Genomic DNA, 13,321 nt, shown 5'->3' with positions numbered 1-13,321 from the left:
CCGAAGGTATCGATACCCACATCAGTGTCTTGCCAGAACAGCATCAATGCGGGCGATATCGGTGTCATAAGCGCCCGCGACGTTCATGGCCGCGAGTTGATCTCGCTGCTTTCGCGCCTCGTCGAGGTTGCCCATCGCAACGAGTTTATTGATGAGGGAGACGCGATATGCAGGCTCCCTCGCATTCTTCGCAACGGCTTCCCTGCTGACCTGAAGCGATAGTTTCCGATCGTTAAGTTGGTTCCATGCGAAGTCCGAGTACATCGCCAGCAGGCGAGCGCTCCGGCTCTCGTGCGACAGGGCGGCCAGGTACGCTTGCATCATGCGCCCGGTAGGTAGCTGACACAGTTGCTGCCGCATGCAGTCGCTAAGCGCGCCGAGGGCGCTTTCGTCCTGAACGCCAATTTTGTTGTCCTCTAGCTTACGGTTGATCGATTCCCACCAGGCATCTTTCAATGGCCGGTCTAAGCGCGAGTTGAAGAAGATAAGTGCTTGCTCTGGCAGGATCGTTGATCCTTTCAGAGCGGCGGCCGCCTCCAGTGGGGCGTAGACTAGCGGCGAAAAAGGTGACTCCGGCTTGTAGCGTGAAAGAATGATGTAAGTGCGGCCGAGTTCATATTGAGCGCGGGGACTTGTTGGCGCTCGCTCGGCGAGCTCTTGTGCAAGGCTCAGTGGGTTGCTCCATGCTTTTGAGGCAACGACCAGCTGTGCGCCTGCGTTTGCCATGAACGCGATTAGTAGGGTTCGACGCAGGAGGACGAAGCCGGGGCGCTCCCTACTTGTCCACGGCACGAGGAGCGGAATGATTGCCAGCATCAGGCCCATACTCGCGAAATAATTGCGATGTTCGTATACGAGTTCGAGTGGGAGGATCGTTCCGGTCAATAGATGGCACGAGAGGAAGAAAAGCAGGCCCAGACTCACTGCTGGCAACCTGCTTCGAAGGGCAAATGCCAGGACGGCTACGCCTGCCAAAATGGCGATCGATATGGCTGTAGTCCAAGGGGAAAGGAGGCCGGTCGAGGTGACGAAGTCATCGTGGTAAAACGACAGCGCACCCGGCGTGGGTGCGATCGTCCAGGTCATATAGTCTGCGACTATGCGAGCCTCACTAAGGAGGCGTGTCCCAAGCGTGAAGTCGCGCGTCGACCAGCCGGAGGGACTCAAGAGGCTAGGGAGGATCCATGCAAGGCCAGCTACCATCGGTATGGCTAGCAGCAGGACGTACATGGCGACTATCCGCTTGTCCCTGCTTATCGGGGTTCCGGCCGGAATAGCACGAAGGCTCAATCCGCGAAAAACGACAAGCTCTATGGCCAGGGCGTAAAGCGGAAGCAGGACGGCTGTCTCTTTCGCCATCAGCCCCAGCGCGGTGAAGAACAGGATCGACGCGACAGCGGCTATCAGCCCCCCTGCGCTGACCGAGCGTTGCATGCGCATGCGTGATCGTGCGTATCCAAGCAGTCCGAGCAGGACGAAGAAATTGGCGAGGCTCTCCATGCGTTGCACGACGTAGAGTACGGCGGTCAGGTTGATTGGCAGGAGCAGCCAACATCCAGCGACCAAGGCAGCTGTCACAGAGGTGTGCCTGGAGCCGCCGGTGCGCTCGCCGATGCTCCGAAGCAATAGCACGCATAGCAGGAAGACTAGCAAGCCGTTCGCAAGGTGGATGACGACGTTAGTCACCTTCATCGCACTAGCGTTCATGCCTGATACGAGAAAGTTCGCGGCAAAGGTCAATGATGCTAGCGGTCGTTTGAACTCACTGGATGGTGACGAAAGGGCGCTCCGAACCATCGAGGCAAGCGAGGCGTTGCTTGGTTGTACGCCGGGGTTGTCGACGATGTTCGGGAAGTCGTCGAAGATAAATCCTCCGTGGACGCCCGGGGCATAAATAGCAGACGTGGCCACCACAAAGGCGATAAAGATCAGCCAACCCAAGGCGGCGTCACGTTCCATTCTTATCATGGCGAGGTGCCGGCGTCGCGTTCGAGCGCTTTGGAGAGGTGGGTGATTTCGCTGTCCCAGTAGTGTTGTTTGTCGAGTACGTAGTCGTGAAGCCAGGGCATGCCGTCGGTGATCCTGTGCCGCGCTGTTGCCGGCAAATGCGAGAAGTATCCCAGATGGGCGAGACCGAGGGCGGGCTTGCCTGCGGAACCGAGTAAAGCTGCCTGATTGAGCGCGGCTTCCGGAGTCGGCAATTCCGCCAGGGCGCGGTCAAATTGGCGGAGGGCCTGGGGCATATCCCCATTGACCAGAAGAATCAAGCCCCGCACATGCTCGATATCCTGCCTCCGGCCGGCAATTGCCGCGATCCGGGGATTTTCTTCCGCCCCCGTCAGTATCTGAGACAGTGCGTCATCGGTGAGCCCCGGGCAGCTCCAGTGGTGTTCCGCGGACAGCTTCGCTGTGAACCAGTTAAGTAGCAGGGGACCTGGTTCGCGTTGTGCTGCCCGGAACGACGCTCGGGCGTAGGCCGCGTCGTCGGGTGAAATTCCGCCCGCGGCGCAATGCACGTCAATGAGGTTCAGCGCGATCTGGGGCTCGCCGGAAAAACGTGAACGGGCGGTCTCGATACGCTTGCGAGCCTGCTGGAGTCGTCCTGCGCCGAGGTCCATCTGGACGGCGTACGCCTGCGCGCGTGCTGACTCCGGATGGCGCCATCCCCACTCGATGGCCTGAGCCAGTGGGTTTCCCCATAGGCTGCTGTTTGACAGGGTCAATACCGATAGCGCCCCCACGCCGAGTATCGCCAACGCACTGGCTAGAAACCTGGAGCGTATGCCGGTGGCGGCGAATGCGAGCGGCCAGAACATCAGCATTGCCGGAATATAGTTTCGGTGATCGAAATAGAGCTCCAGCGCCAGTGACGTGGACTCCATTAGGTGGCCAGCGAAAAAAAACAGTATCGCCAATGCCACCAACGGATACCGACGGCGCGTCATCCACGCGAAGGCGATCAGACCGATGCATATCACGATCGACGGCAGGGTGTACCAGGGATCCCATAGTGACTTCGCGACCAGTATGCCGTCGTGGAGTACGCTGCTGTCAGTTGGCTTGAAGAGCCAGAGCTGTGCGAGGTAATCGAGGAGAATGGACGGCTCGGTCATCAGTCGTTGTCCGACCGACCACCCGCGAATTGGGATAATGCCATTCCCGATGGCTGCAACCGCTGTCCAGGTGACATACGCGAGTATAGACAGTGCCGGGGGGGCGAGGATCCATCGCGCCCGAGACCTGAATAAGATAACGGGTGAGGGAAAAATAAACTCACACACGAGCACCAGCAAGGGCAAGAGTAGCCCATTCGCCTTGCTGAGCGCTGCAAGCATGGTGCAGGTCCCGACGCCCGCCATAAGCCATGCAACAGCCGTTTTAGACTTTGTGTCGCTGGCACCACGGGCCTTCAGCCAGCAAAGCATGCCGATGAGGGTAAATGTCGCGGCCAGCATTGTTTCCCGCTGCACGACATACAGTACGGTGGAAACGAAGAAAGGGTGCAGAGCCCAAAGTATCGCAGCAAGCACGGCGGCAAAGTCGCTTTGCATCCGAGAAAAGCTCTGCTGTCGTCCGAGACAGGCTAGCACCAGCCCGAGCAGGATGGCGTTGACGCCGTGGATGATTAGGTTGGTTCGCTTAAAAGCGTAAGGGTCCGCAGGCCAATCGCGTGCATCCACGAGGAAGGACAGCATCGACAGCGGTCTGCCGATAGGATCGGCATGACCGGAAGTGATATATCGCAAGAATGTCGTGCCATTGTCGACTGGGCCGTACGCGCCAAGCGCGGGCAAGTTGGCGCCGTCATCGAAAAGAAAGTTTCCTTGTAGCCCCGGCAGATAGCAGGCGGCGAGGAGGAGAGCCGCGACCAGCAAGCATACGAGGAGGCGCGACCAATGCTTCAACGATGCGTTCGTCAACAAAGGTTATATCCTGAAAAAGAAAAAGGGCCATCGACGGCCCTTTTTCAACGCGGTAGGTGTTAACCCGCGATATTACGCACGGCAAGCCGTCGGGAGATACTGGTCAGCAACGTAGTTCGTGTTGCTCTTGGCCTTGCAATTCCACGAGATCGAACCACCGTTGTCGAACGGCGACAGCGTGATGACCTTACCGTCGATCTTTGAGTTCGCTTCCTTAGTTGTGCTCGAGAACCCGGCAGTCACAAGTCCAGACGCGATGGTCACGCCGGTCACGTACTTACCGGAGATCGAAGCAGTGTTCGCCGGCAGGCCGGCGGACTGGTTGTTGGTCGGGAAGTGACCCTTGTTGTTGTAGAACTCCGACACGGCGGTTTTGACGCCGTCAGCGAGGTTCATGCCTTCTGACACCTGGGTCCGGATGATGTAGTTCTGGTACTGGGGGATGGCGATGGCAGCCAGGATTGCGATGATGGCGACCACGATCATCAGTTCGATGAGCGTGAAGCCCTTCTGGACGTTCTTCATGGAGTTTCCTCGTTACTGTTGACTAACCGAAAAAAAGTGACGCCCCCTGAGCCCTAGCACCTCACCCGTCACCGGGCTCGGACGCTCCCTCACTTACCTTTGGTCAGGAACGACCAGGAAGCTCGCCGCAAAGCCAGCATTGTCCGTGCCATGGCTCCCGCGACCGGCATAGTTCCGCATATTTGCCGGTGACGCGATTGTGCATCGGGTCACGCTTGTGGATCAACTAGAAAAATTCGTCGATTCAGTGAATTGTGTTGCATTTGACAGTGACGCATAAGGTCACGAAGTGACCATTTGGGTCAGCTTGATCGGCATGGGCTGGGCAAGTATCGGTTGGCAAGTGTGGAGTTGCACGTCCACCCGATGCTGCCGGCATTGTCGATGGGCGACAGAGAGACCGTTTTCGGGCGGAGCGCCTCGTTCGAGTCGCTGCTGTTGTAAGAGATGCGAATGACACCGGTCGGCTGCAGGTCGATCGACGAAACGTATTTCCCTGCGATTGACGTCCCGGACGGGAGGCCCGCCGACTCATTTGATTTTGGGAACCGTCCGGTATTGTGCATGAACTCCCAGACTGCCGCCTTCGCGCCCGCAGCCGTGACAAATCCCTCGGATGCCTGCGTCCTGACTAGATAATCTTTGTATTGCGGAATGGCGATGGCCGCCAGGACGGCGATAATTGCCACGACAATCATCAGTTCTATGAGCGTGAAGCCCGATGATGCGCGCTTGGAGAAAGACATGGAATGGCCCCTGGTTGACCCCATCCCACGAAGCACGGTTCGTACCAAAGGCTACTACGGCGGGTAGCGCTCTATGAGGAGCTATGGCTGTCGCGACTCCCTGCCCTTATGTCTCCGAGAAAGCGCCAGATGTCAATGGTTCCGATAGTCGCAAGCAGGATTTCGGTGCCACGAAAGGCATTCGAGTAACGAGGTTCTGCCTGGAGAATGGAGTAGATGAGGGTCACTGTCGCTATCATCGTCGCCAGCGCCACATGGATGCTTTCAGACTCACGACGAGCCACGGCGGAGACAGTGCCCGCTAGTGCAAGCATCATCAGTATGGGGTTGGCCAGGAAGCAGGCTGCTTCTACGGCTTTCCACGCAGGATTCTCCCTGAAAGGAGAGTTTCGCGTGGGATAGACGTAAATATCCCCCTGTCCTATGCGTATGTCCCAGTCCCACAGTAGCGCCGGCTTGCTGGCGTACCAACTCGCATACGTCAGTGGGGCGTGTTCAAAGCGGTTGGCGAGGGTGGATAGACCTGTAAAGGTGCTCACTTGGAATAATGCGACTTCGCTATCGATGGCGTTGATGGTTCGGATGCCGTCACCGTCGCCTTTCATGGCTAGCTGGTAAGCCGCGTGATAAGTCGGCCATGATCCTTGGACAAGATTCATCGCGGCGCGATGCACGGACGAATCAGACGGTGGAAGAGTGAATGCTCTGACTCCCCAAGCGGCGGGTAATAACAGTGAAACCAGTGCCAACGTCGCGGCGGCCCGTCCGTCAAGATGGCGGCGCACCAGAAGCATACAAGCGAGAGCGACGCCAAAGGGAAGCAGGACAGCGTTGGTCATCGAGGCCCCGCTAATTATCAGGCCAGTTCCCACAAGTCGCCAAAAGGTGGGACGCCGAAGGAGGAAGTAGACTCCAAGTATTCCGAGTGCGCAAACGAAGCTGAGCAGCGTTTCAGACAGCACGAAACTCGGCATTGCTACCGAGTGAGGCCACAGGGCCATTGCGAGTGCGGCGACAGCAAGTGCCGTAGGTGGCAGGAAGTCGCGAGCTGCCAAGACAAGTAAGCTGACGGTTATGCCGCCGAGCAGAGCCTGAGTCAGAAGTACCGCGGCATACCAACTGGCGTAGTTCGATGTAGCCGCCATCAAGCCTGCTAGAAAAACGGCGTAGCCTGGATCGCGAAAGCTGTTGGGGTGAAGTTGCGGCGACGCGGGCACGTCGTTTGCGAACGCTGCGTGGTGTAGGAGGTTCCATGCGTAGCGGTAATAGTCTGCGGCGTCCGCGCGCACCTGTGGGTCATCTAATGGCTGGAGAACCTGGGCGTGCAACACGTAGTACACGCGCAGAACGACGGCGAGCAGTCCCCCGATAACGGCGATTAAGGTCACCGCGTTGTAGACACGTATGGCCGGCGCATTCCCGGCAATGGGACTGCCGCTCATGCTGCGGTGGTCCGGTATGCTCGCGGGCGTTCGCGTACATACCTTGCCGCCGCAGGTGCATCCCCGCATGCGAGTGTCATCTCCGCGGTACGAAACGGGATCGCGTATCGGGGGGGCGACAGAAGAACCCCGTACACCGCGTTGGCCCAAATGGCCGTTGCTGCGATTATCAGCAGGACATCCAGTGGCGACTGCTGGGACATGACGAGTGCCACGCCCGCCAGGACGGTCGGTACCAGGACTCTGTTGAAGGTGAACGGCAGCGCCTCGACGGCTTTCTTTACTGGGTTCATCATAAAGGGCGAGTTCCTCGTCGTGTAAGCCCAGCGCAATCTACCAGCCCCAAGAAGTCCAGGCTTACTCATGTACCATGCGGTGCAAATGTCAGGCGACCGGGCAAGGCGCTCGGCAACAACCTTCAGCCCCAAAGCAGGTCGTGTCCGCACAGCGTTGACCTCACGGTCGATGGGTCGATGGTTTGCGTCCCCACGGAGTTCCCCTGTCGCCAAATGGCTTGCCGCCTGGTGAGTGGGTCAGAAACCCTGAATAAGATTGAGCTTGGTGCTGAATTCTGGGGTAAATGGACCCGGACAGGGTGTTTCCGTGAAAGCCGCGAGGATACGAGAGATTCGTAAATGGCGCTGTGGTTCCAGTTGCTTGCATACACCGCTCCGCCGCCGTACCGTCCCCTCCCAAGCACAACCCAAGGGAGTTCCCATGAAAACACTCTTCGTCGCGCTGGCCCTCGCGCTGGGCTCCGAACATGTCTTAGCCGCCGACGCCGATAGCACCACCCCCCATCCGTTCTCCATCCGCGACCTCGTGATGATGGACCGAGTCGCCGACCCACAGCTCTCCCCAGACGGCCGCTACGCACTCTTCACCGTGCGTTCCACCGACTACGCCGCGAACAAGGGAACGACCTCCATCTATGTGATGGACCTCAACAAACCCCCTCAACCGGTCAAGGTGGTGGAGAAGGGCTCGTCGCCACGCTGGGCCCCTGACGGTCAGTCCATCTACTATTCCGCGCCGAAGGATGGAGTGGCCCAAGTCTGGCACCGTACGTTCGATGCGGACAACGGCAAGGGCTTGTCCCTGACCGTCCGCCCCGGCGATGCCGTCACCGACGCCCAGCTCGACGTCGGCTCCTTCAAGCTCTCCCCCGACGGCTCCAAGCTGCTGCTCAGCTACGAGGTCTTCACGGACTGCCCGGACCTGGCCTGCACCAAGGAGCGCCTCGATGGCCGCGAGAAGGACAAATCCACCGGTACCGTCTACGACAAGCTTTTCGTCCGCCACTGGGATACATGGGCAGACGGTCGCCGCAACCAGCTCTATATCGCGGACGCTGCCGGCCCCTCCCAGCCGCTGTTGCTAAGCCGCGGCATCGACGGCGACGTCCCCAGCAAGCCCTTCGGCGGCGAGGACGAGTTCACATTCTCCCCGGACAGCAAGACGGTCTACTTCGACGCGCGCATCGCGGGCAAGACCGAGCCATGGTCCACCAACTTCGACATCTACAGCGTCCCGGCCGACGGCTCGGCGGCGCCGACTAACCTCACTGCCGACAACCTCGCCTGGGATGCCAATCCGCTGGTCTCCCCGGATGGCAAGACGCTTTTCTACACGGCCATGAAGGAGCCGGGCTCCGAGGCCGACCGCTTCGGCATCTGGGCCCTGGACCTCGCCTCCGGCCAGAAGCGCGAGGTGGACCCGTCATGGGATCGCTCGGCGGGCGCGCTGCAGGTATCGCCGGACGGCAAGACCCTCTACACGACTACCGACGACAACGGCCAGCACCCGCTGTTCGCGATCGACGTGGCGACCGGCAAGGCAACGATGCTGGTCACCGATGGCGCCGTGGGTGGGTTCGCACTTTCGGCAAAGAAGATTCTGCTGACCCGCGACGACCTCAAGCGACCGGCCGACCTTTACACGGCGGACCTGAGAGGGAAGGGCCTGAAACAGGTCTCGCACTTCAATGCCAAGCGGATCAAGAGCGCGCAGACGGGTGACTTCGAGTTCTACACCTTCAAGGGTGCGAACGGCGACACCGTGCAGGGCTATGTGGTCAAGCCCGTGGGCTACAAGAAAGGCAAGACCTATCCCGTCGCCTTCATCATCCACGGCGGCCCGCAGGGCGCCATGACCAATAGCTGGAGCTACCGCTGGAACGCGCAGACCTATGCGGGCCAAGGTTTCGCCGTGGTCACGGTCAACTTCCATGGTTCCACGGGTTATGGCCAGAAATTCACGGACGCCATCTCCGGCGATTGGGGCGGCAAACCGCTCGAAGACCTGAAGCTCGGTTGGAGCGCCGCGCTGTCGAAGTACCACTTCCTTGATGGCGACCGGGCCTGTGCCCTGGGAGCCAGCTACGGCGGCTACATGGTCTATTGGATCGCCGGCGTATGGAACCAGCCGTGGAAGTGCCTCGTCGATCATGACGGCGTCTTCGATGCGCGTGCCATGTACTACGACACGGAAGAACTCTGGTTCGAAGAAAAGGAGAACGGCGGCACGCAGTTCGACCATCCGGAAAACTACGAGCGCTTCAATCCGATCAATCACGTGAAGGACTGGCGCGTGCCGATGCTGGTCATCCACGGCGGCAAGGACTTCCGCATTCCCGAGACACAGGGGATGGGTGCATTTACAGCCCTGCAGCGTCGCGGTATCCCGAGCAAACTGCTGCATTTCCCGGATGAGAACCACTGGGTACTCAAGCCGCAGAACAGTGTGCAGTGGCATGAGACGGTGAATGCGTGGTTGAAGGAGTGGACGGCTCCCACAGCCGGCACGAAATAACTCGAGACCTCGAGGTGGTGGGCGTTTTTAAGGCGCTCCCACTTCGACGTCCACTTTATATTCCTGGGTGATTATTTATGAACGAAACACTTCCTTTACCCGTGGGGGCCAGTAGAAGTAAGTGGGATCTGGTCACCAGGGTTCTGGGAACGATTGATCTTCATTATCACTTCAGAACACGGCCATTGATAAGGTTCTTTGCGAAGCATGAGCGAAATCGCAGCGTAAGGATTTTCGAGTTTGGCTGCGGAAATGGTGGCAATCTACTCGAACTACGTGCACGGCGAAGCTCGATGATCGGTGTGGGTATGGATATCGACCGCGATTTCATTCGTGCAGCTCAGATATCTGCCAAAGCCAAGGGCTTTGATGGACTGAGTTTTGTCTGTACGGACAGTATCGATGAGATTAAGGATAAACCTGCTTCTTTCGACTACGTAATGCTCATCGATGTGCTAGAGCATCTGGACGATCCCAGTGCATCGCTGCGTGAAGCGGCTCGGATGCTGAAGCCGGGTGGGAGTGTGCTGATCTCTGTTCCCACTCGCCGATATCCCCGTATTTTTGGGCGTGAATATCACGAGGCTGTTGGGCACGTGCGAGATGGCTTCAATCTGCAGGAGTTGGATGATTTATTCGGGCCGTCTTTCGAGCGTGTTCAGTACAATTACAACACCGGACTTATCGCTAGCGCTGCATGTGCATGTTTCTATCGTTTTGTTCCAAACATCCGATCACGAAAGCTGGCAATTTTCAGCATGATTAGCCTTCATCTTTCGAGACTTGTGGACGTACTAAATGGTGAGTCGCGCTCCTGCTCGTTGTGGGCGGTGTACCGTCAGGTGCCCATGAGTCCAAGTTCCGCATGATGAAAATTGGTCGAAGCTAGCATTTTCTGCATAGCGTCGGACGTCACATGCAAGGCACTCATAGTGCTCAGTGGGTTTCGATGCCAAACGTGCGAAGCGCACCCACCCAAATCGCCACCGCCACAGCCCCACCATCCGCAATCCCCATCGCCCGCTCACCCAGATAAGCCGCACGCCCCGCATTGGCACGCAACGTCGCGGTCTCATCAGCCCCCCGACTCGCACCAGCATGCATCGCCTCCAGCGCCTGCGATGCACTCATCCCCGCATCCAACGCCTCTTTATAAGCACGCGCAGCCGGATACAGAGCATCCAGCATCGTGCGGTCCCCAGCCTTCGCCCCGCCCAGTTCCGCGATGGCATCCGTAGCCGCCAATAACGCGCCATGCCACTGCAACGGTTGCGGGTCATCGACACCGTCAAGCTCCCTGGCCGCACGCATCAGCCCAGTGGCATAGAACGGCCCCGAGCTTCCGCCGATAGCTTTCCGCACGGCATCGGCCATGCTCCGCAAGGCCATCGCTGGCGTGTGCCAGGCATGGCCGGGCAGTTCCAGGATCGCCTCGGCGCCACGCCGCAGGCTAGCCCCCAGATCGCCATCGCCCGCCCTGGTGTCCAGTTCGGTCAGTTCGTCCTCGGCCGCCAGCAACGCGCGTGCCGCAGCATGGCTGGCTTTTCGAACGGCATCCCCCATCGGCGTGGGTGCGGTTATCGCCAACGCTTCATCAGATGCATGTTCCACCTGCAGCATGGGTGCGTCATTGAGCTTGCCGCTACCCGGCCACGCGGGAGCGGAAACCGGCGCATCGAGCAAGCCCAGTAATTCGTCGTCTACCTTCATCAGCGACAGCGACGCGCCGGGCATATCCAGCGCCGTGAGGAAATTTCCGCACCACGCTCGGGCGACCTCCATGCCCCTGGCCTCAAGAAAACGCAGCGCGCTACGAAGCAGAATGTCCAGTTCCATCGGCGGTGTCGCGCCCAGACCATTCACCAGCAGCGCAACCCGCTGGCCGCGCGTAAGACCAAGGTCGTCGATGATGGCCGTAAGCACGGTATCCGCCAGGCCGTCGGCCGTCGCGATGGGCCCTTTGCGAACGCCGGGCTCGCCGTGGATGCCCAGGCCATATTCGACTTCCTGTTCGCCCAGTTCGAAGCCGGGACGACCGGCGGCCGGCACGGTACACGAGCCGAGGGCCACGCCCATCGAACCCAGGCCGGCCACCGCGCGACGGCCTGACGCGGCTACGTCGGCAAGGGACTTGCCAGCAGCAGATGCCGCACCGACCACCTTGTGTATCAACACCGTGCCCGCGATGCCGCGGCGCTTGTCCGGTGCCACGGTGTCCCGCAAGGCAACATCGTCGGCCACCGTGACAACCTCTACGGGGATGCCCTCGCTCCGCGCGATCTCCGCGGCAAGGCCGAAATTGAGCCGGTCGCCGGTGTAGTTCTTGACGACCAGCACGGCACCGGCAGGACCACCGACGACGCGAAGCGCGGCGAGCACCGCATCGACGCTGGGCGAGGTGAAGACGTCTCCCGCGATCGCCGCCGCCAGAAGTCCTTCGCCGACGTAGCCCGCGTGAGCCGGCTCGTGCCCGCTGCCGCCACCGGAAAGGATCGCCACCGTCGAATCGCCATCATGCCGTTTGCGCACCACGACGTTCTGGTCGGAAAGCAGGGCTTGCCCCGGTGAGCGGGAAACCGCGCCTTCGAGCATCTCACGGACGACATGGCGTGGATCATTGATGATCTTCTTCATGGTCTACCGGACCTTTGGGTGAACAGCGAGGAAGGCCCGAGCATAGGCCCGACCATGTCCTGTGCGAAAGGCTTTCAAAACGTCGCCCCCCCATCAAAGCCGCCGACACATCAACCCGCCCATCCGCTCCTCCGCAGCAATCGCCTCCTCCTCCGCCACCTCCCCCGACACGGCAAGATCCTCCGTCGCCAGCGCCTCTGCGAATTCCGCCACCGCCAACACATCCAGCATTGCCCCGAACGGCACCAGCAACGCAAGCAGCTTTGCCAGCGGTAATGTCTCCGCCTGACTCTCCCGCACCAGCCCAGCCTGTCGTCGAAATGCTTCGTTGTACCAGGCGTATACAGCGCGGTCGTTCGCATCGACGAAGCACACCGGCTCCTGCGTCGGGTCCAGGCTGGCCACGCCTTCCCGGTAGCGGAAATCGTCCGTGCAAGGTGGCGCGACGTACGACTGGTTGTCCCGGTACGCCGCCGCCACGCGTGCGATACGAAACGGCGTGGCGATCTCGCGGATGCCACGGAAGGACGCGCGTGCCACGGTATGGCGGTTGATTTCGGATTCCAGCAAGGCACCGAGGTACTGCGCATCGTAAGCGTCCAGTGGGCTGCCTTCGGGCAGGTTCATGAAGCGCACCAGCACCTCGGGCTCGACATTGCGTACCTCGCGCTTGTCCTCCGGCGTCGCCGCGATGCGTTCGCGAAGGATCTGCGCCGCCACCGCGTATTTGGCGGCAAACGTGCTGTGTGCATTGCCAAAGAGTGCGAGCGACTGTCGGAAGATGTCGGCTTCCACGCCGGCCTTGATCGCGTTCAGCGCCGCCTGTTCACTGCCCCAGTCGTCGGTGGTGTGGGGCAGCCTCACGTCCTCTGGGCGCGCCTTGGTGAAACCCAGGTCCCACTGGAGCATCCTCCAGGCCTCGTGCAGGTAGATCAGCCGTGTCGGGCTGTCGAGTCGTGCGGCGGCGGACCTGAACGTGTCGTCGATGCGCTGGCTGTCATAAGCGGCCGGCTCCGTATACGCGTGCGGTGGCAGGTGACTGGGTACCTGCAAAAGCTGTGACCAGTGGGTGTCGTCGAGCACCTCGCTATCCGCATGGTCGTGGCGTTCGGCAAGGTAGGCCTTGAGAAAATCGACGGGTGGCAAGTCGTTCGCAACCACGATACGCGGCAAGGCAAGTAGCAGCCATAGCGACGCCTTGAGAGCATGGGTATCCATGTCGTGAGGGTCTCCGATAAAG

Annotated in this window: 9 protein-coding genes; 2 read left to right on the top strand and 7 right to left on the bottom strand. The window is 60.0% G+C overall.

Annotated features, from left to right (window positions below; translation table 11 throughout):
• Positions 1-21: 21 nt before the first annotated feature.
• The 5 genes from ACVKN3_RS10400 to ACVKN3_RS10380 form a co-directional block, all read right to left on the bottom strand.
• Positions 22-1,959, bottom strand: coding sequence for a hypothetical protein (locus ACVKN3_RS10400; RefSeq protein ID WP_354515178.1), 1,938 nt, complete (start codon positions 1,957-1,959; stop codon positions 22-24).
• 5 nt (positions 1,960-1,964) lie between these two features.
• Positions 1,965-3,923: a tetratricopeptide repeat protein gene (locus ACVKN3_RS10395; protein ID WP_456991704.1), complete on the bottom strand. Its 1,959-nt coding sequence runs from the start codon at positions 3,921-3,923 to the stop codon at positions 1,965-1,967.
• A gap of 72 nt (positions 3,924-3,995) precedes the next feature.
• The gene (locus tag ACVKN3_RS10390) at positions 3,996-4,448 is read right to left on the bottom strand and encodes a pilin (RefSeq protein ID WP_354515174.1); all 453 of its coding nucleotides are present in this window, start codon (positions 4,446-4,448) and stop codon (positions 3,996-3,998) included.
• A gap of 302 nt (positions 4,449-4,750) precedes the next feature.
• Positions 4,751-5,194 (bottom strand): pilin, encoded by a 444-nt coding sequence (locus ACVKN3_RS10385; RefSeq protein WP_354515172.1) that lies wholly within the window; start codon positions 5,192-5,194, stop codon positions 4,751-4,753.
• 71 nt (positions 5,195-5,265) lie between these two features.
• Positions 5,266-6,636: a hypothetical protein gene (locus ACVKN3_RS10380; RefSeq protein WP_354515170.1), complete on the bottom strand. Its 1,371-nt coding sequence runs from the start codon at positions 6,634-6,636 to the stop codon at positions 5,266-5,268.
• 717 nt (positions 6,637-7,353) lie between these two features.
• Between ACVKN3_RS10380 and ACVKN3_RS10375 the strand changes: the two genes are divergently transcribed.
• Complete coding sequence (locus tag ACVKN3_RS10375; protein WP_354515168.1) at positions 7,354-9,447, top strand: S9 family peptidase; 2,094 nt, start codon at positions 7,354-7,356, stop codon at positions 9,445-9,447.
• A 77-nt stretch (positions 9,448-9,524) separates the two neighbouring features.
• The gene (locus tag ACVKN3_RS10370; RefSeq protein WP_354515166.1) at positions 9,525-10,316 is read left to right on the top strand and encodes a class I SAM-dependent methyltransferase; all 792 of its coding nucleotides are present in this window, start codon (positions 9,525-9,527) and stop codon (positions 10,314-10,316) included.
• A 67-nt stretch (positions 10,317-10,383) separates the two neighbouring features.
• On the opposite strand, the gene ACVKN3_RS10365 is transcribed toward ACVKN3_RS10370, so the two are convergent.
• Positions 10,384-12,081 carry a dihydroxyacetone kinase family protein gene (locus ACVKN3_RS10365; RefSeq protein WP_354515164.1) on the bottom strand — a complete coding sequence of 566 codons (1,698 nt, stop codon included), beginning with the start codon at positions 12,079-12,081 and terminating at the stop codon, positions 10,384-10,386.
• A 93-nt stretch (positions 12,082-12,174) separates the two neighbouring features.
• Complete coding sequence (locus ACVKN3_RS10360) at positions 12,175-13,254, bottom strand: hypothetical protein (protein WP_456991700.1); 1,080 nt, start codon at positions 13,252-13,254, stop codon at positions 12,175-12,177.
• Positions 13,255-13,321 lie beyond the last annotated feature (67 nt).

It is taken from the genome of Luteibacter sp. PvP120 (assembly GCF_054055715.1).
The sequence above is the reverse complement of the archived record's forward strand: the minus strand, read 5'-3'. Positions and strand labels throughout refer to the sequence as shown.

Coding starts and splice junctions, on each gene's coding strand:
- ACVKN3_RS10400 (WP_354515178.1), bottom strand. CDS start 1,959: ATGGAACGTGACGCCGCCTTGGGTTGGCTGATCTTTATCGCCTTTGTG.
- ACVKN3_RS10390 (WP_354515174.1), bottom strand. CDS start 4,448: ATGAAGAACGTCCAGAAGGGCTTCACGCTCATCGAACTGATGATCGTG.
- ACVKN3_RS10385 (WP_354515172.1), bottom strand. CDS start 5,194: ATGTCTTTCTCCAAGCGCGCATCATCGGGCTTCACGCTCATAGAACTG.
- ACVKN3_RS10380 (WP_354515170.1), bottom strand. CDS start 6,636: ATGAGCGGCAGTCCCATTGCCGGGAATGCGCCGGCCATACGTGTCTAC.
- ACVKN3_RS10375 (WP_354515168.1), top strand. CDS start 7,354: ATGAAAACACTCTTCGTCGCGCTGGCCCTCGCGCTGGGCTCCGAACAT.
- ACVKN3_RS10370 (WP_354515166.1), top strand. CDS start 9,525: ATGAACGAAACACTTCCTTTACCCGTGGGGGCCAGTAGAAGTAAGTGG.
- ACVKN3_RS10365 (WP_354515164.1), bottom strand. CDS start 12,081: ATGAAGAAGATCATCAATGATCCACGCCATGTCGTCCGTGAGATGCTC.